The organism is Pseudomonas sp. 18175, from assembly GCF_050432925.1.
Classification (GTDB): domain Bacteria; phylum Pseudomonadota; class Gammaproteobacteria; order Pseudomonadales; family Pseudomonadaceae; genus Aquipseudomonas.
In genome coordinates this window covers 50065-74791 of record NZ_JBKFTO010000022.1, presented here as the reverse complement: position 1 = coordinate 74791, position 24727 = coordinate 50065, and the positions used below count along the sequence as shown (strand labels likewise).

At 58.7% G+C, this 24727-nt stretch carries 22 protein-coding genes; 8 read left to right on the top strand and 14 right to left on the bottom strand.

All coding sequences use genetic code 11. The features are described 5' to 3' along the window. Positions 1-2 precede the first annotated feature (2 nt). The 13 genes from lpxA to rpsB all read right to left on the bottom strand — a co-directional run bounded on the left by lpxA (position 3) and on the right by rpsB (position 12874). Positions 3-779 (bottom strand): acyl-ACP--UDP-N-acetylglucosamine O-acyltransferase, encoded by a 777-nt coding sequence (lpxA, locus tag ACLD1Y_RS24720; protein ID WP_159956570.1) that lies wholly within the window; start codon positions 777-779, stop codon positions 3-5. Further along, a complete protein-coding gene (fabZ, locus tag ACLD1Y_RS24715; RefSeq protein ID WP_003172281.1) occupies positions 776-1216 on the bottom strand; it encodes a 3-hydroxyacyl-ACP dehydratase FabZ in 441 nt (146 codons plus the stop codon). Before fabZ ends, lpxA begins: the two co-directional genes overlap by 4 nt. 112 nt (positions 1217-1328) lie before the next feature. After that, positions 1329-2384 (bottom strand): UDP-3-O-(3-hydroxymyristoyl)glucosamine N-acyltransferase, encoded by a 1056-nt coding sequence (gene lpxD / locus ACLD1Y_RS24710; protein ID WP_429480390.1) that lies wholly within the window; start codon positions 2382-2384, stop codon positions 1329-1331. 3 nt (positions 2385-2387) lie between these two features. Then, complete coding sequence (locus ACLD1Y_RS24705; protein ID WP_003172279.1) at positions 2388-2891, bottom strand: OmpH family outer membrane protein; 504 nt, start codon at positions 2889-2891, stop codon at positions 2388-2390. 41 nt (positions 2892-2932) lie between these two features. Next, entirely contained in the window at positions 2933-5320 is a 2388-nt protein-coding gene (bamA, locus tag ACLD1Y_RS24700; RefSeq protein ID WP_429480389.1) for an outer membrane protein assembly factor BamA, read from the bottom strand. A gap of 74 nt (positions 5321-5394) precedes the next feature. Beyond that, positions 5395-6747, bottom strand: a complete 1353-nt coding sequence (gene rseP, locus ACLD1Y_RS24695; protein ID WP_429480388.1) for a sigma E protease regulator RseP — start codon at positions 6745-6747, stop codon at positions 5395-5397. Positions 6748-6801: 54 nt separating this feature from the next. Beyond that, positions 6802-7992 carry a 1-deoxy-D-xylulose-5-phosphate reductoisomerase gene (gene ispC, locus ACLD1Y_RS24690; RefSeq protein ID WP_429480387.1) on the bottom strand — a complete coding sequence of 397 codons (1191 nt, stop codon included), beginning with the start codon at positions 7990-7992 and terminating at the stop codon, positions 6802-6804. Then, positions 7989-8798, bottom strand: a complete 810-nt coding sequence (locus ACLD1Y_RS24685) for a phosphatidate cytidylyltransferase (RefSeq protein WP_429480386.1) — start codon at positions 8796-8798, stop codon at positions 7989-7991. The genes ispC and ACLD1Y_RS24685 overlap by 4 nt, the downstream gene beginning before the upstream one ends. Further along, positions 8799-9554 (bottom strand): polyprenyl diphosphate synthase, encoded by a 756-nt coding sequence (gene uppS, locus ACLD1Y_RS24680; protein ID WP_429480385.1) that lies wholly within the window; start codon positions 9552-9554, stop codon positions 8799-8801. Positions 9555-9571: 17 nt separating this feature from the next. Further along, complete coding sequence (gene frr, locus ACLD1Y_RS24675) at positions 9572-10129, bottom strand: ribosome recycling factor (protein ID WP_122487867.1); 558 nt, start codon at positions 10127-10129, stop codon at positions 9572-9574. Further along, on the bottom strand, positions 10126-10869 hold the full coding sequence (gene pyrH, locus ACLD1Y_RS24670; RefSeq protein WP_003189161.1) for a UMP kinase: 744 nt from the start codon (positions 10867-10869) through the stop codon (positions 10126-10128). Before pyrH ends, frr begins: the two co-directional genes overlap by 4 nt. A 211-nt stretch (positions 10870-11080) precedes the next feature. Continuing rightward, positions 11081-11944, bottom strand: coding sequence for a translation elongation factor Ts (tsf, locus tag ACLD1Y_RS24665; RefSeq protein ID WP_003231235.1), 864 nt, complete (start codon positions 11942-11944; stop codon positions 11081-11083). Positions 11945-12136: 192 nt separating this feature from the next. After that, positions 12137-12874 carry a 30S ribosomal protein S2 gene (gene rpsB / locus ACLD1Y_RS24660; RefSeq protein ID WP_003189158.1) on the bottom strand — a complete coding sequence of 246 codons (738 nt, stop codon included), beginning with the start codon at positions 12872-12874 and terminating at the stop codon, positions 12137-12139. A 387-nt stretch (positions 12875-13261) separates the two neighbouring features. Between rpsB and map the strand changes: the two genes are divergently transcribed. From map to ACLD1Y_RS24640, 4 genes are all read left to right on the top strand, one after another. Further along, a complete protein-coding gene (map, locus tag ACLD1Y_RS24655) occupies positions 13262-14044 on the top strand; it encodes a type I methionyl aminopeptidase (protein ID WP_012722594.1) in 783 nt (260 codons plus the stop codon). Positions 14045-14110: 66 nt separating this feature from the next. Further along, complete coding sequence (locus ACLD1Y_RS24650; protein WP_429480384.1) at positions 14111-16813, top strand: [protein-PII] uridylyltransferase; 2703 nt, start codon at positions 14111-14113, stop codon at positions 16811-16813. A 143-nt stretch (positions 16814-16956) separates the two neighbouring features. Next, the gene (dapC, locus tag ACLD1Y_RS24645; protein ID WP_429480383.1) at positions 16957-18156 is read left to right on the top strand and encodes a succinyldiaminopimelate transaminase; all 1200 of its coding nucleotides are present in this window, start codon (positions 16957-16959) and stop codon (positions 18154-18156) included. Between the two features lie 282 nt (positions 18157-18438). After that, positions 18439-19563 carry a M12 family metallopeptidase gene (locus ACLD1Y_RS24640; RefSeq protein ID WP_429480382.1) on the top strand — a complete coding sequence of 375 codons (1125 nt, stop codon included), beginning with the start codon at positions 18439-18441 and terminating at the stop codon, positions 19561-19563. An 89-nt stretch (positions 19564-19652) separates the two neighbouring features. On the opposite strand, the gene ACLD1Y_RS24635 is transcribed toward ACLD1Y_RS24640, so the two are convergent. Beyond that, complete coding sequence (locus tag ACLD1Y_RS24635; RefSeq protein WP_429480381.1) at positions 19653-21299, bottom strand: Na+/H+ antiporter; 1647 nt, start codon at positions 21297-21299, stop codon at positions 19653-19655. A 255-nt stretch (positions 21300-21554) separates the two neighbouring features. On the opposite strand from ACLD1Y_RS24635, the gene ACLD1Y_RS24630 reads away from it, so the two are divergent. The 4 genes from ACLD1Y_RS24630 to ACLD1Y_RS24615 all read left to right on the top strand — a co-directional run bounded on the left by ACLD1Y_RS24630 (position 21555) and on the right by ACLD1Y_RS24615 (position 24611). Next, complete coding sequence (locus ACLD1Y_RS24630; protein WP_429480418.1) at positions 21555-21863, top strand: arsenate reductase; 309 nt, start codon at positions 21555-21557, stop codon at positions 21861-21863. Positions 21864-21896: 33 nt separating this feature from the next. After that, complete coding sequence (dapD, locus tag ACLD1Y_RS24625) at positions 21897-22931, top strand: 2,3,4,5-tetrahydropyridine-2,6-dicarboxylate N-succinyltransferase (protein ID WP_429480380.1); 1035 nt, start codon at positions 21897-21899, stop codon at positions 22929-22931. Positions 22932-22995: 64 nt separating this feature from the next. Continuing rightward, a complete protein-coding gene (locus tag ACLD1Y_RS24620) occupies positions 22996-24201 on the top strand; it encodes an aminotransferase class V-fold PLP-dependent enzyme (RefSeq protein ID WP_429480379.1) in 1206 nt (401 codons plus the stop codon). Further along, positions 24198-24611 carry a SufE family protein gene (locus ACLD1Y_RS24615; protein WP_429480378.1) on the top strand — a complete coding sequence of 138 codons (414 nt, stop codon included), beginning with the start codon at positions 24198-24200 and terminating at the stop codon, positions 24609-24611. The genes ACLD1Y_RS24620 and ACLD1Y_RS24615 overlap by 4 nt, the downstream gene beginning before the upstream one ends. Positions 24612-24727: the final 116 nt, after the last annotated feature.

The following is a 24727-nucleotide window of genomic DNA, read 5'->3' as shown; positions in this document are numbered from 1 at the left end:
GATTAGCGGGTGATGCCGCGGGTCGATGCCTGGATAGAATCACGGAACACCGCGACTTCCGGGAACAACGCGGCCGGCTCGGCCAGTTGGGTCAACGCCTGGTCGACCGTCAGGCCCTGGCGGTAAACCACCTTGTAGGCGCGGCGCAGGGCGTGGATCGCTTCTTCGCTGAACCCACGACGACGCATGCCTTCGAAGTTCATGCTGCGAGCCTCGGCCGGGTTTCCGAACACCGTGACGAACGCCGGGACGTCCTTGCCGATGGCGGTGCCCATGCCAGAAAAGCTGTGGGCGCCGATATGGCAGTACTGATGCACCAACGTGAAGCCGGACAGGATCGCCCAGTCGTCAACATGCACGTGGCCGGCCAACGCGGTGTTGTTGACCAGGATGCAGTGATTGCCGATCACGCTGTCATGGCCAATGTGGGCATAGGCCATGATCAGGTTGTGGTCACCCAGGGTGGTCTCGGCACGATCCTGCACAGTGCCACGGTGAATGGTCACGCCTTCACGGATGATGTTGTGATCACCGATTACCAGGCGTGTTTCTTCACCCTTGTACTTCATGTCCGGGGTGTCTTCGCCTACCGAGGAGAACTGGTAGATGCGATTGTGTTTGCCAATGCGGGTCGGACCTTTGAGGATCACGTGCGGCCCGATGACAGTCCCCTCGCCGATTTCAACACCTGCGCCGATGATCGACCAAGGGCCGACCTCAACGTCGGCGGCCAGAACGGCCGACGGATCGATGATTGCGCGAGGGTCAATCAAACTCATAGTTTGCGTTCCGCACAGATGATTTCGGCAGAGCACACCGGCTTGCCATCCACCGACGCCTGGCATTCGAATTTCCAGATCTGGCGTTTGCAACTGATGAACTTGGCTTCCAGGATCAGCTGGTCACCCGGGGTAACCGGGTTGCGGAAACGCAACTTATCGGAGCCCACGAAATAGTAAAGCGTGCCGTCGGCAGGCTTGAGGTCGAGCATTTTGAAACCAAGGATACCGGCAGCCTGGGCCATCGCTTCGATGATCAACACACCCGGCATGATTGGATGCGCGGGAAAGTGACCGTTGAAGAACGGTTCGTTGATGCTGACATTCTTGTAGGCACGAATGCGCTTTTCCTCGACATTGAGGTCCACTACACGGTCCACCAGCAGGAACGGGTAACGGTGAGGCAGGTATTCGCGAATCTCGTTGATGTCCATCATTTCGGGGGGAAGCCTGTAATAAAGATTGGGGGCGGGCGAACTAAACGCACGCCCCGCTAGCAAATCAAGGAGGCAAGTCTAGCGGCTGTGCACACTTGATATGGAAATGGTATCAGCCTTCTGATGAAGCATTACCGCCAGGGGTCACGTCCGCAACACGCTTTTCCAGCTGTTTGAGACGTCGAGCCATGTCGTCGAGCTGCCTCAACCGTGCTGCACTCTTGCGCCATTCAGCCGCCGGCTGCATGGCGGTACCGGAAGAATAGGCACCGGGCTCGGTAATCGAGTGGGTAACCATGGTCATGCCGGTGATGAAGACGTTGTCGCAAATATCGATGTGCCCCACCAGCCCAACGCCACCGGCGAGCATGCAATGCTTGCCGATCTTGGTACTGCCGGAGATGCCGACACAGGCCGCCATGGCGGTGTGATCGCCAATCTGCACGTTGTGGGCGATCTGGATCTGGTTGTCGAGCTTTACGCCGTTACCGATCACGGTATCGGCCAGGGCCCCGCGATCAACAGCGGTGTTCACACCGATTTCCACATCGTCGCCGATCAATACACCGCCGACCTGGGCAATCTTGTTCCAGATCCCCTTGGAATTGGCAAAGCCGAAGCCTTCGCCACCGATCACGGCACCCGACTGAATGACCACACGCTCGCCAATACGCACATCGTGGTAAAGGGTTACGCGGGGTGCCAGCCAGCCATCGGCACCAATGACGCAACGCGCGCCGACAAAGCACTGCGCGCCAACCGTTACACCTGCGGCGATGCGCGCGCCACTCTCGATCACCGCAAAGGGGCCAATGCTGGCCGCAGGGTCAACCTGGGCATCATCGGCGATCACCGCTGACGGATGAATCCCGACAGCGGCCTTGGGTTTTGGATCGAACAGGTGCGATGCCTTCGCATACGCAAGGTAAGGGTCAGCCACCACCAGCGCATCCCCGGTAAACCCTTCGGCATCAGCGGCTTTGAGCAACACGGCTGCGGCTTGGCTGTCGACGAGGTATTTACGGTATTGGGGGTTTGCGAGGAAGCTCAACTGAGCTGGGCCAGCCTCCTGCAAGGTGGCTAGCCCAGTGATTTCCTTCTCCGGGGAGCCGCGCAAAGCGGCCCCCAGGAACTCGGCCAACTCGCCGAGTTTGATAGTCGCGGTCATGGCTTACTTCAGCTGGTTCATGCGCTCGATCACCTGACGGGTGATGTCGTATTGAGGCTTGACGTCGATCACAGCGCCACGCTCGAACACCAGGTCAAAGGCACCTTTCTTGATGACTTCTTCCACCGCGCTGTCGAGTTTCGGCTTGAGCTGTTTCAGCATTTCACGGTCAGCAACAGCCTTGGCTTCGTTCAGCTCCTTGGATTGGAACTGGTAGTCACGGGCCTTTTGCTTGAATTCAAGCTCCAGACGCTCGCGCTCGCCTTGCTGCATCTTGTCGCCACCGGCTACCAGACGATCCTGGATGCCCTTAGCGCTGCTTTCCAGGGTCTTGAGCTTGGTCAGTTGCGGACCGAATTTTTTCTCGGCATCCACGGCGTATTTCTTGGCCGCATCGGATTCCAGCAGAGCCATCTGATAGTTCAGGACGGCGATTTTCATTTCGGCGAAGGCCGGGGTCGTTACCAGCACGGTGGCCAGCAGAACCAATTGAGTCAACTTACGCACGATGTACTCCTACAGAATCCGTTGTCGTTTGGGTCAGACGCTTAGAACGTCTGGCCGAGGGAGAATTGGAAAATCTGGGTTTCAGCGTTATCCGGTTTCTTGATCGGCATGGCCAGAGCAAAGCTCAATGGGCCAAGCGCAGTTACCCAAGTCACCCCCACACCCACGGAGCTTGCCAGGTTAGTCAGGCTCACGTCGTTGCATTGGGTGTTGGATTTCACGCCGCTCGGGTTACGGATCTGCTCGCACTTGGAGTCGAACACGTTACCCACGTCCCAGAATACCGAAGTACGCAGGGAGCGCTGATCCTTGACGAATGGCAGCGGGAACAGAATCTCCGCACCACCCTGGATCAACACGTTACCACCGAACGGCAGTGGGTCGTTGTCGGAGTCAGCCACGGTGCCCTGGTTACCGGTTACACCCACACCACGGCTTGGGGTACCACGCGGGCCCAAGGTGCTGTCTTTGAAGCCACGTACGGAGTTGAAACCACCCGCGTAGTAGTTCTCATAGAACGGTAGGCCATTGGTGGAACCATAACCATCGCCATAACCCAACTCAGTGTGCAGGCGCATGGTGTAGTTATCGCTCAACGGCTGGAACAGTTGGCCGCGGTAGTCGAGCTTGAAGAACGACAGGTCGCTGCCCGGCGTGGTGGTTTCCAGGGTCAGGCTCTGGGAATGACCACGGGTCGCCAGTACGCCTTTGTTCAGGGTCGACTCGGACCAGCCGGCCGACGCCTTGAAGTTCAGGAACTTGTCGCCTTCACGACGGGTGAAGTCGAAGATCTCGTCCACGGTGTAGACGCCGGTCTTGATCTCATCCTGTTGCGCAGTCAGGCCGAAGGTCAGACGCGAGGTCTCACTGATCGGGTAGCCGATGTTCACGCCAGCACCCAGGCTGTCGATCGCATAGCTTGCAACGTCAACGTCGAGGTCTTTGTAGTCGGTAGTGCGGTAGAAGGCGTTGTAGCCCAGGCTCACACCGTCAGCAGTCCAGTAGGGGTCGACATAACCGAAGTTATAGCGGCTCTGGTATTCGCTTCGGGTCAGGCCGATGGAAACCTTGTTACCGGTACCCAGGAAGTTGTTCTGGGTGATCGAGCCACCGAGGATCAGGCCGGCGCTCTGCGCGAAGCCGACGCTGGCGGTGATGGAACCCGACGCTTGCTCTTCCACGGCATAGTTCACGTCAACCTGGTCGTCCACACCCGGTACGGCCGGAGTTTCGACGTTCACTTCCTTGAAGAAGCCCAGGCGCTCAAGACGGGTCTTGGACTGGTCGATCAGGTAAGTCGACGCCCAGCCACCTTCCATCTGACGCATTTCACGACGCAGCACTTCGTCCGCAGACTTGGTGTTGCCACGGAAGTTGATGCGGTTCACGTAGGCACGCTTGCCTGGATCGACGACGAAGGTGATGTCCACGGTGTGGTCATCATCGTGCGGGGTCGGTACGCCGTTGACGTTGGCGAAGGTATAGCCTTCGTTGCCCAGACGACGGGTGATCAGTTCGGAGGTAGTGGTCATCAGCTTGCGCGAGAACACCTGGTCTTTCTGCACCAGCAGCAAGGCCTTGACCTGGTCTTCCGGAACTTTCAGGTCGCCGCTGAGCTTGACGTCACGAACCTTGTACTTCTCGCCTTCGTTGACGTTGACGGTGATGTAGACGTGCTTCTTGTCCGGGGTGATGGACACCTGGGTCGAAGCGATATCCATGTTGATATAGCCACGGTCCAGGTAGTAGGAACGCAGGCGCTCCAGGTCACCGGAGAGCTTTTCACGGGCGTACTTGTCATCGTTCTTGAAGAACGACAACCAGTTGGTGGTCTTGAGTTCGAACAGGTCGATCAGGTCTTCATCAGCGAACTTGGTGTTGCCCACCACGTTGATGTGCTGAATCGCCGCCACGGTGCCTTCGTTGATATTGACCTTGAGGCCAACACGGTTACGAGGCTGTGGCACCACTTCCGTTTCCACGGTCGCGGAGTAGCGGCCCTGGGCAACGTACTGGCGTTGCAGCTCGTTACGCACACCTTCAAGGGTGGCGCGCTGGAAGATCTCGCCTTCGGCCAGGCCGGATTGCTTCAGACCCTTCATCAAGTCTTCAGTAGAGATCGCCTTGTTGCCTTCGATCTCGATACTGGCGACGGATGGTCGCTCGACGACGGTGATGACCAGGACGTTGCCTTCGCGACCCAGTTGGATGTCTTGAAAGAAACCGGTTTTGAACAGCGCACGAGTGGACTCCACCAGGCGACGGTCATCAGCCTGTTCACCGACGTTCAACGGTAAGGCACCAAAGACGCTACCGGCGGAAACCCGCTGGAGGCCGTTGACACGAATATCGGAGATGGTGAAGGACTCGGCGTGAACTTCGGCGATCATCAATACGGTGAGAACCGCAGTTAGCAGCAGACGTTTCATGAAGTCCTTTCTTATTCCAACTGGCAATAAACAAACTGCCGCAAAATGCGGCAGATTCGCAATTCAGCGAAGCGTTACAGACGTCCCAGATCGTTGACCAAGGCTAACAACATCACCCCGACCACCAAACTGATACCGATCTGTATCCCCCAACCCTGCACCCGATCTGACAAGGGGCGACCACGCACCCACTCGACCAGATAAAACAACAGATGCCCCCCATCCAATACTGGAATGGGCAGCAAATTCAGAACACCCAGGCTAATACTCAGATAAGCCAGGAAATTCAGGAAATCCGCGACACCCGACTGGGCAGAAGCGCCCGCCACTTTAGCAATGGTTATCGGTCCACTCAAGTTTTTTACCGAGAGCTCGCCGAACAACATTTTCTTGAGGGATTCGAGGGTCAGCACACTCATGGTCCAAGTGCGTTTTGCACCCTCGCCAATCGCCGCCAACGGCCCGTAACTGACCTCACGCAACATCGATGGCGGCCACTCCGGGCTCTTGACGCCAGCACCCAGGTAACCCCCGGCCGCCTTGGCTTCCCCACGTACCGCCAGGGTCACCGGGACATCGATTTGAGCCCCTTCGCGCTCAACCTTCAGCACAACTTTGGTATCCGGGCGTACACGCACCCAATCGACCACTTGTTGCCATTCGTTTACCGCCTGGCCATCGAGGGCCAACAAACGGTCGCCGGTTTTCAGGCCTGCGGCCTGGGCCGGACCTTTCGGATCCAGCTCGGCGAGTACCGGCGGCAGCGCCGGACGCCACGGACGAATCCCCAGGGACTTGATTGGATCAGGCTCATCAGCCCCCTTGAGCCAATGGTCAAGCGCCAGCGCTCGCGGGGTTTCGGCGGTGGAGTCCTGGTCGCGCACCACGACATTTACGGTGCCGCTTTCACCCAGACGACGAACCAGTTGCAAATTGACAGCACCCCAACCCGCAGTGGGCTCGCCATCAATGGAAACAATTTCCTGACCAGCGACCAAGCCGGCCTTTTCAGCCATGCTGCCCGCCTCGACCGCGCCAATCACCGGACGCATCTGCTGGCTGCCCATCATGGCCAGGACCCAGAAGAACACCATCGCCAAGAGGAAGTTGGCGATCGGGCCGGCAGCCACAATGGCGATACGTTGACGAACGGTCTTGCGATTGAACGACTGATCCAGCTGGTCTGCCGGCACTTCGCCTTCGCGCTCATCGAGCATCTTGACGTAGCCGCCCAGCGGAATGGCCGCGATCACAAACTCGGTGCCACGGCGATCGTGCCAACGCAGCAACGGCATGCCGAAACCGACGGAAAAGCGCAGTACCTTGACGCCGCAACGACGCGCCACCCAAAAGTGGCCGAATTCGTGAAAGGTCACCAATACACCCAGAGCAACCAGGGTGCCGACAATCATGTAAAGCGCACTCATCTAATTTCTCCGCATTCCAATCCAGTGCCTGCCAGGCTCAAACCTGCCGACAGACTAACGCGCGTTGCGGCCCAACCACTGTTCAGCCAAGGCCCGGGCCTTGGTATCTGCCTCAAACACCGCCCCGAGGTCATTCACCGCGACGACAGGCTCAAGCCCCAGGACGTCTTCGATGATACTCGCGATCTGCGGAAAACGGATGCGCCCCTCAAGAAACGCCGCCACCGCCACCTCATTGGCCGCGTTGAGCATGGCCGGCGCACTGTTACCGGCCTCTGCCGCTTGCCGCGCCAGGCGCAGACAAGGAAAACGCTGCTCATCCGGCGCTTCGAAATCCAGCCGGGCAATGGCGAACAGATCCAAGGGTGCCACACCGGAATCAATGCGCTCCGGCCAGGCCAACGCATTGGCGATAGGCGTGCGCATGTCGGGATTACCCAACTGGGCCAATACCGAGCCGTCCACGTAGTCGACCAAGGAATGAATCACACTTTGGGGGTGGATCACCACCTCGACTTGATCGGGGCGCGCATCGAACAGCCAGCAAGCCTCGATCAACTCGAGCCCCTTGTTCATCATGCTCGCCGAATCCACAGAGATTTTGCGCCCCATGGACCAGTTGGGGTGAGCGCATGCCTGGTCAGGCGAAACCTGCGCAAGGTCTGCCAGCGGCGTCTGCCGGAACGGACCACCGGAAGCGGTCAACAGGATACGCCGCACGCCGACCTGGCTCAGGCCGCGGGCGTAGTCACCAGGCATGCATTGGAAAATTGCATTGTGTTCGCTATCGAGGGGCAACAGCACGGCGCCGCTTTTGCGCACCGCCTGCATAAAGAGTGCGCCGGACATCACCAGCGCTTCCTTATTGGCCAACAAGATCTTTTTACCAGCATCCACAGCCGCCAAGGTCGGGCGCAGGCCCGCAGCGCCGACGATCGCAGCCACGACGGTATCCACGTCGGCGTCCGCCGAGACCTGGCAAAGCCCCTCCTCTCCCACCAACACCTGAGTGGCGAGCCCGGCAGCCCGCAGGTCATCCTGCAAGCCTCGCGCAGCATCAGCGCCAGGCACTACGGCATAACGCGGCGTGTGGCGCACACACAAGGCCAGCAGTTCACTCAGACGGGTAAAGCCAGTGAGGGCGAAGACCTGGTAGCGGTCCGGGTGACGAGCGATCACATCCAGGGTACTCAAGCCTACCGAGCCGGTCGCGCCCAGCACGGTCACTTGTTGCAGGCGGCTCACGAAGCGGTCATCCACAACAGCACGGCGAAGATCGGGATTGCGGCGGTCAGGCTGTCAATACGGTCCAACACGCCACCGTGGCCCGGCAGCAGGTTGCTGCTGTCCTTGATCCCGGCCTGGCGCTTGAACATGCTTTCGGTGAGATCACCCACCACCGAGATAAAGACGACGATGGCCGTGCCCAGCAAGGCCAGGAGAATCTCCTTCACCGACCAGTCACGTACAACACCCACAACCAGCGTGATCACCAGCGTCAATGCCAGGCCACCGTACACACCTTCCCAGCTTTTGCCCGGGCTGACCGCCGGCGCCAGCTTACGCTTGCCGAAGGCTCGGCCAGAGAAGTAGGCACCAATGTCAGCGCCCCACACCAACACCATCACGGCCATGATCAACCAGTTGCCCATCGGCGAATTCTTGATCTCCACCAGCCCCTGCCAGGCAGGCAGCAGGATCAACAAGCCGATCACCAATTTGCTGGCAACGCTGGACCAATGGCCGCTGGTACGCGGAAAAGTCAGCACCAGGAACGTCGCCAACGCCCACCACAACACTGCCGCCCCCAACACCCAGGGCACGACGATACTCGACAGGGTATGCATCAGGAACAGCAACAGCGCGACCACGGCGGCATACACCACACACGGCAACTGCGCACTAAACCCCGCCAGGCGCGCCCATTCCCAGGCGCCCAGGGTCACGACCAGGCCAATAAACAGCGCAAAGCCTGAACCATCGAGCAGGAAAAACCCGCACAAGGCAATCGGCAACAGGATCAGTGCTGTGATGATTCGTTGTTTAAGCATTTAAACCCGGGCTCCAGCTTCGATCTGCTCGCTCGTTTTACCGAAACGACGCTGACGGGAAGCGAAATCGGCCAGCGCGTTACGCATGGCATCGTGTTTGAAGTCCGGCCAGAACAGGTCGGAGAAATACAGCTCGGTGTAGGCCAACTGCCACAGCAGGAAATTGCTGATGCGGTGCTCGCCACCGGTTCGGATACACAAGTCTGGCAACGGCAGATCGCCGGTGACCAGGCAGGTCTGGAGCAGTTCAGGGGTGATGTCGTCCGGACGCAAATGACCGGCCTGCACTTCGCGGGCCAACCGTTGCGCAGCCTGGGCGATATCCCACTGGCCGCCGTAATTGGCTGCGATCTGCAGCACAAAACGGTTGGTGCCGGCTGTAATGGCCTCGGCCTCACGCATGGCCGCCTGCAATTCCGGGTGAAACCGCGAGCGATCACCAATGATGCGCAGGCTGATGTTGTTGTCGTTGAGGCGCTTGGCCTCACGGCGCAACGCCTTGAAGAACAGGTCCATCAAGGCACTGACTTCTTCGGCTGGCCGCTGCCAGTTCTCACTGGAGAACGCGAACAAGGTCAACACTTCGACCTTGGCCTCGGCGCACACTTCAATCACCGCCCGCACCGCATCGACACCCGCTTTATGCCCGGCAACACCCGGCATAAAGCGTTTCTTCGCCCAGCGATTATTCCCATCCATGATGATCGCGACATGGCGCGGCACCGCGGAGGGTACAGTCTGCTTGGTCTTTTCCATGAAGGCGTCCTGATCCCTTATACGGCCATCAGGTCCTTTTCTTTTTCTTCCGTGGCTTTGGTGATCTGGGCCTCGGCATCTTTGGTCAGCTTGTCGATATCAGCGACGGCACGGCGCTCTTCGTCTTCGCTGATTTCCTTGTCCTTGACCAGTTTCTTCAGGTCACCCAAGGCATCGCGACGGATGTTGCGTACGGCAACACGGGCGTCTTCGGCTGCGCTGCGGGCCTGCTTGGTGAAGCCCTTACGGGTTTCTTCGGTCAGGGCCGGCATGGAGATCAGCAGCAACTCACCCAGGTTGGTCGGGTTGAGGTTCAAGCCGGCGCTCTGGATGGCCTTATCGACAGCACCCAGCATGTTGCGCTCAAACGCTACGACTTGCAGGGTGCGCGAGTCTTTGACGGTAATGTTGGCGACGCTGCTGATAGGCGTATCGGAACCGTAGTAGGGCACCATCACGCTGCCCAGGATGCTCGGGTGCGCCTTGCCGGTACGGATCTGGCCGAATGCGTGGCTCAGGGATTCCAGGGATTTTTGCATACGCGCCTGGGCGTCTTTCTTGATTTCGTTGATCATTGTTGGCCTTCCTCGATCAGAGTCCCTTCTGCGCCGCCGTGTACGATATTCAGCAGGGCGCCGGGCTTGTTCATGTTAAATACGCGCAGCGGCATCTTGTGGTCGCGGCACAGGCAAATAGCCGTCAGGTCCATCACGCCCAGCTTGCGATCCAGCACTTCATCGTAGGTCAGATGATCGAACTTCTCGGCATGCGGGTCTTTGAATGGGTCTGCGGTGTACACACCGTCTACCTTGGTGGCCTTCAACACGACATCAGCATCGATCTCGATAGCGCGCAGGCACGCAGCCGAATCGGTAGTGAAGAACGGGTTGCCGGTACCGGCAGCGAAGATCACCACCTCTTTGGAGTTCAGGTGGCGCATGGCTTTGCGACGATCATAGTGATCGGTCACGCCCACCATGGAAATAGCCGACATCACGATAGCCGAGATATTGGCACGCTCAAGGGCGTCGCGCATGGCCAGGGCATTCATCACAGTGGCCAGCATGCCCATGTGGTCGCCGGTGACACGGTCCATGCCCGCTGCACTCAATGCCGCGCCGCGGAACAGATTGCCGCCGCCGATCACCAGGCCGACTTGTACGCCGATGCCGACCAATTGGCCGACTTCCAGCGCCATGCGGTCGAGTACCTTGGGATCGATCCCGAACTCTTCCGAGCCCATCAGGGCCTCGCCGCTAAGCTTGAGTAGAATGCGTTTATAGCGAGCCTGATAACCACTGCCCTGCTGAGCCATTGCGAATCTCTCCTGCGGCGTATTTTTAAAAAATTCTTGGCGAGCCGTTTACGGCTTGCGTTCACTCTAGCTGGACGCTGCTACAGCGCCATCGGAACACGGCTTTGTAAGCCAGTTCCGAAGGCAAGCCAAATAAAATCGGCCTACCCATTTGAAAAGAGGCTGCGCGCGTGAGCGGGCAGCCTCTTTCGGGCGACAGTTGAAAACTGTCTTATTGCTTGGCGGCAGCCAGCTGGGCAGCAACTTCTTCAGCGAAGTTGTCGACCGGCTTCTCGATGCCTTCGCCTACTTTGAAGTAGGTGAAGGAAACGATTTCAGCACCGGCTTTCTTAGCCAGTTCGCCAACCTTGATTTCAGGGTTCTTAACGAACGCCTGCTCAACCAGGCTTGCTTCGGCCAGGAACTTGCTGATACGGCCTTTGACCATGTTCTCAACAATGTTTTCTGGCTTGCCTTTGATTTTCTCTTCGTTCAGCTGCAGGAACACAGCTTTTTCACGCTCGATCGCTTCGGCAGACACTTCCGAAGGCAGCAGGAACTCAGGGTTGCTTGCAGCAACGTGCATAGCGATGTCTTTGGCCAGCTCGACGTTGCCGCCTTTCAGGACAACGGCAACACCGATCTTGTTACCGTGCAGGTAACCACCAACAACATCACCTTCAACGCGAACCAGGCGACGGATGTTGACGTTTTCGCCAACCTTGCCGACCAGTACCAGGCGATCAGCTTCTTGAGCTTCGATCAGCGGAGCGACGTCAGTCAGCTTGTCGGCGAACGCTTTTTCAACGCTGGCAGCAACGAAAGCTTTGAAGTCGTCTTGCAGGGCCAGGAAGTCGGTCTGCGAGTTCACTTCCAGCAGAACAGCAGATTTGCCGTCTTCTTTCAGAGCGATCGCGCCTTCAGCAGCTACGTTGCCTGCTTTTTTGGCAGCCTTGATGGCGCCGGAAGCACGCATGTCATCAATGGCTTTTTCGATGTCGCCGTCAGCCTTTTCCAGGGCTTTCTTGCAATCCATCATGCCTTCGCCGGTACGCTCACGCAGTTCTTTAACCAACGCTGCAGTAATTGCTGCCATTTTCAAATTCCTCTTGGATAGGTTTTCAACCATTCCACCCGATCGAACGGGGGATCAATTCTTCCCGAATCACCCTTGTAGGCTGCTGCACGTTACAGATGTTGTAGCTGCGCTGCCGACAAACGGTTTTCGAGGTGGCAAAAAGGGGGCCAAGCCCCCTTTTTGCTTACTGAGTCAACGCCAGGGCGCTAATTACTCAGCGGCAGCTACCGGAGCTTCTTCAACGAACTGCTCGGTACCACCAGCAACGTGGTTGCGACCACGGATTACAGCGTCAGCCATCGAACCCATGTACAGCTGGATAGCGCGGATTGCGTCATCGTTGCCTGGGATGATGTAGTCAACGCCTTCCGGGCTGCTGTTGGTATCGACTACGCCGATAACAGGGATGCCCAGCTTGTTGGCTTCGGTGATCGCGATGCGCTCGTGATCAACGTCGATAACGAACAGTGCGTCAGGCAGACCGCCCATGTCCTTGATACCACCCAGGGAACGATCGAGCTTTTCCAGGTCGCGGGAGCGCATCAGCGCTTCTTTCTTGGTCAGCTTGGCGAAAGTACCGTCTTCGGCTTGCACTTCAAGGTCACGCAGACGCTTGATGGAAGCACGGATGGTTTTGAAGTTGGTCAGCATACCGCCCAACCAGCGGTGATCGACGTACGGCGAACCGCAACGTGCTGCTTCTTCAGCAACGATCTTGCCAGCGGAACGCTTGGTGCCGACGAACAGGATCTTGTTTTTGCCCTGGGCCAGACGCTCTACGAAAGTCAGAGCTTCGTTGAACATTGGCAGGGTTTTTTCAAGGTTGATGATGTGGATCTTGTTACGCGCGCCGAAAATGTACTTACCCATTTTCGGGTTCCAGTAACGGGTCTGGTGACCGAAGTGCACACCGGCCTTCAGCATATCGCGCATGTTGACTTGGGACATGATAGTTCCTTAATAAGTCGGGTTTGGCCTCCACGTATCCCAATGACCAACCAGCGGCATCAAGGCCTCCGGCACCCAGGTCATCGTGTCGACACGTGTGTGGATTTAAGCTTTGCGGGGTATCCCCGGAAAGCGGCGCATTTTATACCACAGCATCGATGAAAACGAAACCCGCAATCACATTTGCCGCTGGCCACTTTCGTGTAACCCCTTGAATAGAGCCCACTTGCCCCTACCCTATAGAGAGAAGCGATCATCAGAGGCTCATGATTTGACGCCATCGTCTGATAGAATCGCGTTTTTTGTGGCTTGTGCGAATTCTGTAACCTTTTGTCGCGCGCCCGTAAACCGTATTGATTTCAGCGCGTCGCGCTAGAGAGAGCCTGTATGACCGTTAGTTTGAAAACCGCCGAAGACATCGCTGGCATGCGCATCGCCGGCAAACTGGCTGCCGACGTACTGGAAATGATCGCCGAGCACGTCAAGCCCGGCGTCACCACCGAGACCCTGAACCAGATCTGCCACGACTATATAGTCAATGTGCAAGGCGCCATCCCTGCGCCACTGAACTACAAGGGCTTCCCCAAGTCGATCTGCACCTCGGTCAACCACGTGGTCTGCCACGGCATTCCCGGCGACAAGCCGTTGAAGGACGGTGACACCCTGAACATCGACGTCACCGTGATCAAGGACCGTTACTTCGGCGACACCAGCCGCATGTTCCACGTCGGCACCGTACCGGTCTGGGCCGAGCGCCTGTCCCAGGTGACCCAGGAATGCATGTACAAGGCCATCGAGATCGTAAAACCCGGCTGCCGCCTGGGTGACATCGGTGAAGTGATCCAGAAGCACGCGGAAAAGAACGGTTTCTCCGTCGTCCGCGAGTTCTGCGGCCACGGCATCGGCACCGTGTTCCACGAAGAACCTCAGATCTTGCACTACGGCCGTGCTGGCACCGGCATGGAGCTGAAAGCCGGCATGACCTTCACCATCGAACCCATGATCAACCAAGGCAAAGCCGACACCAAGGTACTGGGCGACGGTTGGACCGCCATCACCAAGGACCGCAAGCTCTCGGCGCAGTGGGAACACACCTTGCTGGTGACCGAGACTGGCTACGAGATCTTCACCCTGCGCGCCGACGACACGATTCCACGCGTTTCGGCCTAAAGGTTGTTTCAGGTTTTCCCACGCTGTGTAGTGACCGACTGAATAGATAGAAAGGAAAACCGATCGATGCCCCAGGTGGATCCCGAACTCTTCGACCGTGGCCAGTTCCAGGCCGAGCTGGCCCTGAAGGCGAGCCCCATCGCCGCTTTCAAGAAGGCGATCCGCCAGGCCCGCGAGGTGCTCGACGAGCGCTTTCGCAGTGGCCGCGACATCCGCCGACTGATCGAGGACCGCGCCTGGTTTGTCGATAACATCCTGCAAAAGGCCTGGGAACAGTTCAGTTGGAGCGAAGACGCCGATATCGCCCTGGTGGCGGTCGGCGGCTATGGGCGTGGCGAGTTGCACCCCTACTCCGACATCGACCTGCTGATCCTGCTGGACAACGCCGATCATGAGATCTTTCGCGATTCCATCGAGCGGTTTCTCACACTGCTGTGGGACATCGGCCTGGAAGTCGGCCAAAGCGTGCGTTCTGTGGACGAATGCGCCGAAGAAGCCCGCGCCGACCTCACCATCATCACCAACCTGATGGAAAGCCGCACCATCGCTGGCCCCGAGCGCCTGCGCCAACGCATGCTCGAAGTCACCAGTACTGCACACATGTGGCCGAGCAAGGAGTTCTTCCTGGCCAAGCGCGCCGAACAGAAGGCCCGCCACCACAAGTACAACGACACCGAATACAACCTGGAACCCAACGTCAAAGGCTCACCGGGGGGCTTGCGGGATATCCAAACAATCCTGTGGGTTGCACGTCGCCAGTACGGCACCTTGAACCTGCGCGCTCTGGCCGGTGAAGGTTTTTTGGTGGAAAGCGAAAACGCGCTACTGGCCTCGTCCCAGGAATTCCTATGGAAAGTGCGTTACGCCCTGCACATGCTTGCCGGGCGCTCCGAAGACCGCCTGCTGTTCGATCACCAGCGCTCCATCGCCACCCTGTTGGGGTTTGAAGGCGAAGACGCGAAGACCAGCATTGAAAGTTTCATGCAGCAGTACTACCGGGTGGTCATGAGCATTGCCCAGCTCAGCGACCTGATCATCCAACACTTCGAAGAAGTGATCCTGGCGCCGGACGACGAAGCGCCACCGCAGCCGATCAACGCCCGCTTCCAGTTGCACGATGGCTATATCGAAGCACGCAACGACAACGTGTTCCGCCGCACGCCGTTCGCCATGCTGGAGATCTTCGTGCTGATGGCGCAACAGCCAGAAATCAAAGGCGTACGCGCCGACACCATCCGCCTGTTGCGGGAAAACCGTCACTTGATTGACGACGAGTTCCGCAATGACATCCGCAACACCAGCCTGTTTATCGAGCTGTTCAAATGCAAGATCGGCATCCACCGCAACCTGCGACGGATGAACCGTTACGGCATCCTCGGACGCTACCTGCCGGAGTTCGGCTTTATCGTCGGGCAGATGCAGCACGACCTGTTCCACATCTATACCGTGGACGCCCACACCCTGAACCTGATCAAGCACCTGCGTAAGTTGCAGTACACCCAGGTGTCAGAGAAATTCCCGCTGGCCAGCAAGCTCATGGCCAAGCTACCCAAGCCTGAACTGATCTACCTGGCTGGGCTGTACCACGATATCGGCAAGGGCCGGCATGGCGACCACTCGGAAGTCGGCGCGGTTGACGCCGAAGCCTTCTGCCAGCGCCACCAGTTGCCCGTGTGGGACAGCCGCCTGATCGTCTGGCTGGTGCAGAACCACCTGGTGATGTCCACCACCGCCCAGCGCAAGGACTTGTCCGACCCGCAAGTTATCCATGACTTCGCGGGCATCGTCGGCGACGAGACCCGCCTCGACTACCTGTACGTATTGACCGTCTCCGACATCAACGCCACCAACCCGACGCTGTGGAATTCCTGGCGTGCCAGCCTGTTGCGCCAGCTCTACACCGAGACCAAGCGCGCGCTGCGCCGTGGCTTGGAAAACCCGGTGGACCGCGAAGAGCAAATCCGCCGCACCCAAAGCGCGGCCCTGGATATTCTGGTACGCGGCGGCAACGATCCGGATGACGTCGAGCAACTGTGGTCGCAACTGGGCGATGATTACTTCCTGCGCCACACCGCCGGCGATGTCGCCTGGCACAGCGACGCGATCCTGCAGCAACCGGCCGATGGCGGCCCGCTGGTGCTGATCAAGGAAACCACCCAGCGCGAGTTCGAAGGCGGCACGCAGATCTTCATCTACGCGCCCGACCAGCACGACTTCTTCGCCGTGACCGTGGCGGCCATGGACCAGCTCAACCTGAACATCCATGACGCACGGGTGATTACCTCCAGCAGCCAGTTCACCCTCGACACCTACATCGTGCTCGATACCGAAGGCGAGTCGATTGGCGATAACCCTGCGCGGGTGAAAAAGATCCGCGAAGGCCTGACCGAGGCCCTGCGCAACCCTGACGACTACCCGACCATCATCCAGCGCCGGGTACCACGCCAGCTCAAGCATTTTGCGTTTGCGCCCCAGGTGACCATCTCCAACGACGCCCAGCGCCCGGTGACGGTACTGGAGCTCAGCGCGCCGGATCGCCCAGGCCTGCTGGCACGTATTGGCGGGATTTTCCTGGAGTTCGACCTGTCGCTGCAAAACGCCAAGATCGCAACCCTGGGCGAGCGCGTAGAAGACGTGTTCTTCATCACCGATGCCGACAACCAGCCGCTGTCCGATCCGGAACTGTGCCTGCGCTTGCAGGAGGCCATTGTCGAGCAGTTGAGTGTGACCCAGGAACCGGGCGTTGAACTCACGCGCCTGACTATTTGAATTGTTAACTTTGTGAACACGATCCCTGTGGGAGCTGGCTTGCCTGCGATGCGGGCGCCGCGGTGCAACAGGTGACCTGCGGTGATGCCATCGCAGGCAAGCCAGCTCCCACAAGGTCCGCGTACCCCGTGATTGAGGCTTACATGAACAACGCCCTGAACCAACTCCAGCCCTACCCGTTCGAGAAACTGCGCGCCCTGCTGGGCAGCGTCACGCCAAACCCGGACAAACGCCCGATCGCCCTGTCCATCGGCGAACCCAAGCACAAATCCCCAACCTTCGTGGCCGAGGCGCTGAGCAATAACCTCGATCAGATGGCGGTTTACCCCACCACCTTGGGCATCCCGGCTTTGCGCGAGGCCATCGGCGCCTGGTGCGAACGCCGTTTCAGCGTGCCCAAGGGCTGGCTCGACCCGGCGCGCAATATTCTGCCGGTCAACGGCACCCGTGAAGCGCTGTTCGCCTTCACCCAAACCGTGGTCAATCGCGGCGACGACGCGCTGGTAATAAGCCCGAACCCGTTCTACCAAATCTACGAAGGCGCCGCGTTCCTGGCCGGAGCCAAGCCGCACTACCTGCCATGCCTGGACAGCAATGGCTTCAACCCGGACTTCGATGCCGTAACGCCGGATATCTGGAAGCGCTGCCAGATCCTGTTCCTGTGCTCCCCCGGCAACCCGACCGGCGCATTGATCCCGGTCGAAACCCTGAAAAAGCTCATCGCCCTGGCCGACGAATACGACTTCGTGATCGCCGCCGACGAGTGCTACAGCGAACTGTACTTCGACGAGCAAACCCCGCCGCCAGGCCTGCTGAGTGCCTGCGTCGAACTGGGCCGCCAAGACTTCAAGCGTTGCGTGGTGTTCCACAGCCTGTCCAAGCGCTCCAACCTGCCGGGCCTGCGCTCCGGTTTCGTCGCGGGCGATGCCGATATCCTCAAGGCCTTCCTGCTGTACCGCACCTACCACGGCTGCGCGATGCCGGTACAAACTCAACTGGCGAGCATCGCCGCCTGGCAGGACGAAGCCCACGTACTGGCCAACCGTGACCTGTACCGCGAGAAATTCGACGCCGTGCTGGCAATCCTCAAGCCGGTGCTGGACGTGCAGAGCCCGGACGGTGGTTTCTACCTGTGGCCGAATGTGAAGGGCGACGACGCCGCGTTCTGCCGCGACCTGTTCGTGGAGGAACATGTGACCGTGGTGCCGGGTTCGTACCTGTCCCGTGAAGTGGACGGCTTCAACCCGGGCACCGGGCGTGTGCGCCTGGCACTGGTTGCGCCGCTGGCGGAGTGTGTGGAAGCAGCGGAGCGGATTCGCGATTTCATTCAGCGCAACAAGTAACTGCATCAAACCCGCACTGCGCAACGCAGTGCGGGCAGCCCCCGAGGGAAGAACAGCACCGCTGTTGCCGCCATCAACCCTCGAGAATGACCCAGCCACTCCCGCCATAAAAAATAATACCTATCACCGGAACCTGTAAGCCGCACGGACCACATAACGTACGAATCAGTATCTTCCAGACTGAAGACTCATTCATCACGTTATCTTCGCCAGTTGGCCATCTCAGAGGTTGCCAGCCAACGCGTAGCGCTCGCCAAAGCACTTACACAGGCCCAATATCATATGAACACAATAGGTCGCCCTTATATCCACCAAAGCGCCACACCCACAACTTCAAACTATTCCAACGATAACCAAGCACACACAATCGACTCCGCACCGGGCATTAGAACTAAACGTGGTATCGGTGCGACTGGCCGAAAATGGCCGCAGCACTCAACCGTCACTATTGCGCTTAACGGGATGACCAAAGACCAACAGAAACTTGTAAAACAAGGTTTGGGCAAGATCACTCCGCACATCAACCTGAATTTCAAATACGTTCCAGGCCCCGATGCGGATATCCGTATAAGCCCCAGCAGTGGAAAAGGCTCCAATGGATCTTCACGCGTGGGTACGGACGCAAAACATGCGAAACCGCTGGAACCCACCATGTTCTTCAACTTCAACCGTCCGCCGGAAAACGTAATTGCCACCGTGATACATGAGGGTTTGCACGCCATTGGTGTTTTACATGAGCATCAACACCCGGACCGCAAGATAAGTTTTAATGAGGCAGAGCTAAAACCTCGTTTCGAAGGTTCTAATAACCCAGAAAAAGACATAAAAGACAACATAACCAACATTATAAAGCGGCAAAAAAAGGGACCCACATTTACACAGTACGATCCAAAATCAATCATGCATTACGAGTTCACTTCAAAAGAACTAAATGGCGCTCCCGCCATACCGAAAAACAATGAGCTTTCAGAAGGCGACATAGCACTCCTGCGTACGCTATACCCTCCACGGCCAGGTCCATCTATCAACGATACTATCGAAAAACTAAACGCCACTGCCGTCCTGAATAAGCTCTGGCCCGCTCTTTCAACTGTCACGATTTCATTACTCGACATGACTGACGAGCAGAAAAAATTTGTAACTCACAACATAAAAAAATTACAACCTTACTTAAGCACTCAAACCCAGTTCACCGACCGGGCAGATGGCGATATCCGGATTTCGCTAAGTACCCTTGGCAAGTCATGGTCAGCGATTGGCTCCGATGCCAGAAACATCGACCCCTCAAGTCCCACCATGAGCCTTCACTGGGGGGCCAACAAAAAGGATACCGCCCGCGCGGTTAAGCAACTTTTTGCACAAGCGTTAGGATTCACCAACATTACCCTTCCGAAAAACACTGCCTGATCTCAACACTGACCTGTTACACCGCTCGACAACGGCAGGCCTCGTCCCAGGGAAGGGGGAAATGTCTAAAAATTCGGGCCCTACGTCGATCATGCCTTCGCTATCCCTAGATTCGCCTCACTCATATCCAACTCGGCCAACACCTCCCTTAAAACGTCATCACCAATCTGGTGGTGACGGCTCAAGCTATACAACTCCAGGCGTTGCGCCCGTAGTGCCTTGAGGCGCAATTTGCGCTCAAGCAGATCCATCTGCTGCGCCAATACCTGGGCTTCGGCCGAGTCGTTGAACACGTCCAATTGATGGCGATATTCCGACATCAGGCGCGCCTTCAACTCAGTGGCGAGCGCGGCCTGGGCGGCATCCTGGTTTTCGCTGCCTGGCGGCTCCTCGGCTTCCAGCGCATGGATCGCGGCCACGGCGGTTTTCTTCCATGCTTCACGCACTTCGTTGTGACGCTTCTCATCCGGGCTCTTTTCAATACCCCGCAACAGCAGCGGCAAGGCGATGCATGCGGCAACCAGCGACAGCAGGATCACACCGGCCGCGATGAATATCAGCAGGTCGCGCTCGGGAAAATCCTGGCCTGGCGCCAACAGCAATGGCACCGACATCACACCGGCCAGGGTCACCGCGCCGCGCACGCCACCGACGGTCAGCAACCAGCAAGACCGGGCGGTGGGCACCAGCGTCAATTCACTTTTCCCTCGCAGCCTACGCAGCAAGCCCGACAGCCGCCAGATGCTCTGCACCCAGACAAAGCGCAGCACAATCAGCACCAGGAAAATCGCGATCACATCCAGGCAGCGATAAAACAACGCGGGCCACAGTGTCGGCTCATGACTGACCACCGCCTTGATGATGTCCGGCAATTGCAGGCCCAACAGCAGAAAGATCAGGCCATTGAACGCAAACTCCAGCAAAGACCAAACGCTGCGATTAAGCAGCCGTGTGCTGGTCTGGCGCGGCAGCAGGTCGAGCCAGCTTTGCATCATCCCCGCCGCCACGGCTGACAGGATGCCCGATGCACCCAAGCGCTCAGCCAGCACATACGCGGCAAACGGCAACAGCAACATGAACACCACGTGGGTCGCAGGATCATCCCAACCTCGGGCGATCATCCACGCACGCAAGCGGCCGACCAGCCAACTCAGCGCCACGCCAACAGCCAGGCCGCCCACCGCTACCAGCACAAAGGTCAGGCTGGCATCCGCCAGGGAAAACACCCCGGTCAACGCCGCCGCCAAGGCGAACTTGAAGGTCACCAGGCCCGACGCGTCGTTCATCAACGCCTCGCCTTGAAGCATATGCATCAATGGCGTAGGCAAACGGTTCTGGGAAATGGCCGACACCGCCACGGCGTCCGTCGGCGATAAAACGGCGGCCAGGGCGAAAGCTACCGGCAGCGGGATCGTAGGCAAAATCCAGTGAATGAAATAACCGGCGCCCACCACAGTAAACAACACCAACCCCACCGCCAGCGTCAGGATCGGCCCGCGCAGCCGCCACAACTCCCGCTTGGGCATGCGCCAACCATCGGAAAACAACAGCGGTGGCAGGAACAGAAACAGAAACAGCTCCGGGTCCAGCGCCACATGCAGCCCCAGCGTGGGCCAGGCCAACAAGGCACCGGCAGCAATCTGTACCAAGGGCAGCGGCAGCGGTATGACACGCCCGACCAGACGCGAAACGCTGACCAGCATCAGCAGGATAAGAACGGTGTAGGCAGTTTGCATAACGCGGGTTTCCCGGACAATCGACTTGCTACGACACACATCAGGCAACGACAGGCCTTTGAAGTGCCATATTAGCCGGCTATGTTACCGCCTGGCATTTGCACATAAGTCGCACGCCGGTATGACGGGAGGCACCACAGGCCCCTGGTCGTGGCATAATCCCGGTCCTTTCGTTTTCAGCATCTTAAAGGGGGCAATTCCTTGACCGTTTCAAGCAAAACCTTGCACCTTTTTGGCATCAAAGCCTGCGACACCATGAAAAAGGCGCGCACCTGGCTCGATGAGCACGCTGTGAGCTATGCGTTCCACGACTACAAAACGGCCGGTATCGACCGCGAACACTTGACCCAATGGTGCAACGAGCACGGTTGGCAGGTGGTTTTGAACCGTGCGGGCACCACCTTTCGCAAACTCGAAGACGAACGCAAAGCCGATCTCGATCAGTCGAAAGCCATTGAATTGATGCTCGCACAACCCTCGATGATCAAGCGCCCAGTGCTCGATCTCGGTGACAGAACCCTGATTGGCTTCAAGCCAGATGTTTATTCGGCGGCCCTCAAGTAGGCCAGCCCTTTCCATTTTTGTAGAGGTAACAGCATGTCCAATTCCCTGTTCAGCCTGGGCTTCGGCGTCGGCACTCAGAACCGCCAAGGTGCTTGGCTGGAAGTGTTTTACGCACAACCGTTGCTCAACCCATCGGCTGAAATCGTCGCAGCCATCGCGCCGATCCTCGGTTACACCGAAGGTAACCAGGCGATCACCTTCACCGTCACCCAGGCCCTGCAACTGGCTGACGCGCTCAAAAATGTCGACGCCGCCCAAGCCGCGCTGCTGAGCCGCCTGGCTGAAAGCCACACGCCGCTGGTCGCCACCCTGCTGGCCGAAGACGCTGCACTGACCTCCACCCCTGAGGCCTACCTCAAGCTGCACTTGCTGTCCCATCGCCTGGTCAAGCCACACGGCCTGAGCCTGGCCGGTGTGTTCCCGCAGCTGCCGAACGTTGCCTGGACCAGCCAAGGCGCCATCGACATCAGCGAACTGGCTGAGCGCCAGCTGGAAGCACGCCTGCGTGGCGAGCTGCTGGAAGTGTTCTCGGTGGACAAGTTCCCGAAAATGACCGACTACGTGGTACCGGCCGGCGTGCGTATCGCTGATGCTGCACGTATCCGCCTGGGCGCCTACGTGGGCGAAGGCACCACTGTGATGCATGAAGGTTTCGTCAACTTCAACGCCGGCACCGAAGGCCCGGGCATGATCGAAGGCCGTGTATCGGCAGGCGTGTTCGTCGGCAAGGGTTCGGACCTGGGCGGCGGTTGCTCCACCATGGGCACCCTGTCGGGCGGCGGCAACATTGTGATCAAGGTCGGCGAAGGCTGCCTGATCGGCGCCAACGCCGGTATCGGTATCCCATTGGGCGACCGCAACACCGTGGAGTCGGGCCTTTACGTCACCGCCGGCACCAAGGTTGCACTGCTGGACGAGCAGAACCAACTGGTCAAAGTGGTCAAGGCACGTGACTTGGCCGGCCAGCCAGACCTGCTGTTCCGCCGTAACTCCGAGACCGGTGCCGTGGAGTGCAAAACCCACAAATCGGCCATCGAACTGAACGAAGCGCTGCACGCTCACAACTAAGTAGCCACTCGATGCCACTAGCGGGCCCCGATCCTGGGGCTCGCTTATACGAGTCTTGAACACCATGCTTGTGCCCTCCCCCTGGCGCGCCGATTTCCCGGCCATCGCCACCCTGCAACGGCAAGACCAGACCTATCTGGACAACGCCGCTACCACACAAAAACCCCAGGCCCTGTTGGACGCCATCAGCCATTACTACGCCAATGGCGCAGCCAATGTGCACCGTGCCCAGCATTTGCCAGGCGCCCATGCGACCCAGGCATTCGAAGACAGCCGCAGCAAGGTCGCGCAGTGGTTGAATGCAGGTGACAGCGGGCAAATTGTGTTCACACACGGCGCAACCTCTGCGCTGAACCTCTTGGCCTATGGCCTTGAGCACCTCTTTAATGCGGGCGATGAAATTGTCATCAGCGCCCTGGAACACCACGCCAACCTGCTGCCCTGGCAGCAACTGGCCAAGCGGCGCGCCCTGGAATTGGTGGTGCTGCCCCTGGGCGATGACGGCGTGATTGACCTCGCCGCCGCCGCCAAGTTGATCGGCCCACGCACGCGCCTGCTGGCGGTGAGCCAGTTGTCCAACGTACTTGGCGCCTGGCAACCGCTGGACGCTCTGCTCGCCCTGGCGCGGCCACACGGCGCCCTGACGGTGATCGACGGCGCCCAGGGCATCGTCCATGGCCGTCACGATGTGCAAGCGCTGGGCTGCGACTTCTATGTGTTTTCCAGCCACAAGCTCTACGGTCCGGATGGCGTCGGCGTGCTGTTCGGTCGCAATGAAGCCTTGCATCACCTGCGCCACTGGCAGTTTGGCGGCGAGATGGTGCAACAGGCCGACTACCACAGCGCCAGCTTTCGCCCTGCGCCACTGGGTTTCGAAGCCGGCACGCCGCCGATTGCCAGCGTGATTGGCCTGGGCGCCAGCCTGGATTACCTGAGTTCGTTGGATCAGCAGGCGGTGGTTGCCCATGAGGCGGCTCTGCATGACTACCTGTTGCGTGGGCTTAAGGCGCGCAATGGCGTGCGCGTGTTGGGCTCGCCTCAGGTCGCACTGGTCAGCTTTGTGGTTGAGGGCGTGCACAACGCCGACCTGGCGCACCTGCTGACCGAGCAAGGCATTGCCGTTCGCGCCGGCCATCATTGTGCGATGCCGTTGCTCAAGGCGATGCATTTGTCCGGGGCTATCCGCGTGTCGCTGGCGCTGTATAACGATTCCGATGACCTGGAGCGCTTTTTTGAGGCGTTGGACCAGGCGCTGGATATGTTGCGATGAGCCTGCCCGTTGAGGCAGTAAGTGCGCTTGAAGCCTTCCAGGCTGTCGGTAGCTGGGAGCAGCGCGCCCGCATGCTGATGCAATGGGGCGAACGCATGCCGGCGCTGGCCGCTGAAGATAAAGTCGACGCCAATCTGGTACAGGGCTGTGAAAGCCTGGTGTGGTTGGTGGGTCGTTTACAGGATGGCCACTGGCAGTTTTCTGCTGCCAGTGATGCACGCTTGATTCGTGGATTAGTGGCGTTATTGCTGGTGCGAGTCAATGGTTTGTCGGCTGCCGAGCTGCAGGCCGTGGACCTGCCCGACTGGTTCAATCAACTGGGGCTTTCCCGGCAACTGTCACCGTCCCGAAGCAATGGCCTGAATGCAGTGTTGCAGCGCATGCGAGCGTTGAGCCTTACACCAAACTAAATGTGGGAGCGGGCTTGCTCGCGAATGCAGAGTGTCAGTCGATACATCATCGCCTGAACCACCGCATTCGCGAGCAAGCCCGCTCCCACATTTTTGAATTGTGCATGGATCTGCAA

Coding starts and splice junctions, on each gene's coding strand:
- lpxA (WP_159956570.1), bottom strand. CDS start 779: ATGAGTTTGATTGACCCTCGCGCAATCATCGATCCGTCGGCCGTTCTG.
- fabZ (WP_003172281.1), bottom strand. CDS start 1,216: ATGATGGACATCAACGAGATTCGCGAATACCTGCCTCACCGTTACCCG.
- lpxD (WP_429480390.1), bottom strand. CDS start 2,384: ATGACCGCGACTATCAAACTCGGCGAGTTGGCCGAGTTCCTGGGGGCC.
- bamA (WP_429480389.1), bottom strand. CDS start 5,320: ATGAAACGTCTGCTGCTAACTGCGGTTCTCACCGTATTGATGATCGCC.
- rseP (WP_429480388.1), bottom strand. CDS start 6,747: ATGAGTGCGCTTTACATGATTGTCGGCACCCTGGTTGCTCTGGGTGTA.
- ACLD1Y_RS24685 (WP_429480386.1), bottom strand. CDS start 8,798: ATGCTTAAACAACGAATCATCACAGCACTGATCCTGTTGCCGATTGCC.
- uppS (WP_429480385.1), bottom strand. CDS start 9,554: ATGGAAAAGACCAAGCAGACTGTACCCTCCGCGGTGCCGCGCCATGTC.
- frr (WP_122487867.1), bottom strand. CDS start 10,129: ATGATCAACGAAATCAAGAAAGACGCCCAGGCGCGTATGCAAAAATCC.
- pyrH (WP_003189161.1), bottom strand. CDS start 10,869: ATGGCTCAGCAGGGCAGTGGTTATCAGGCTCGCTATAAACGCATTCTA.
- tsf (WP_003231235.1), bottom strand. CDS start 11,944: ATGGCAGCAATTACTGCAGCGTTGGTTAAAGAACTGCGTGAGCGTACC.
- rpsB (WP_003189158.1), bottom strand. CDS start 12,874: ATGTCCCAAGTCAACATGCGCGATATGCTGAAGGCCGGTGTGCACTTC.
- map (WP_012722594.1), top strand. CDS start 13,262: ATGACCGTTAGTTTGAAAACCGCCGAAGACATCGCTGGCATGCGCATC.
- ACLD1Y_RS24650 (WP_429480384.1), top strand. CDS start 14,111: ATGCCCCAGGTGGATCCCGAACTCTTCGACCGTGGCCAGTTCCAGGCC.
- dapC (WP_429480383.1), top strand. CDS start 16,957: ATGAACAACGCCCTGAACCAACTCCAGCCCTACCCGTTCGAGAAACTG.
- ACLD1Y_RS24640 (WP_429480382.1), top strand. CDS start 18,439: ATGAACACAATAGGTCGCCCTTATATCCACCAAAGCGCCACACCCACA.
- ACLD1Y_RS24635 (WP_429480381.1), bottom strand. CDS start 21,299: ATGCAAACTGCCTACACCGTTCTTATCCTGCTGATGCTGGTCAGCGTT.
- ACLD1Y_RS24630 (WP_429480418.1), top strand. CDS start 21,555: ATGAAAAAGGCGCGCACCTGGCTCGATGAGCACGCTGTGAGCTATGCG.
- dapD (WP_429480380.1), top strand. CDS start 21,897: ATGTCCAATTCCCTGTTCAGCCTGGGCTTCGGCGTCGGCACTCAGAAC.
- ACLD1Y_RS24620 (WP_429480379.1), top strand. CDS start 22,996: ATGCTTGTGCCCTCCCCCTGGCGCGCCGATTTCCCGGCCATCGCCACC.
- ACLD1Y_RS24615 (WP_429480378.1), top strand. CDS start 24,198: ATGAGCCTGCCCGTTGAGGCAGTAAGTGCGCTTGAAGCCTTCCAGGCT.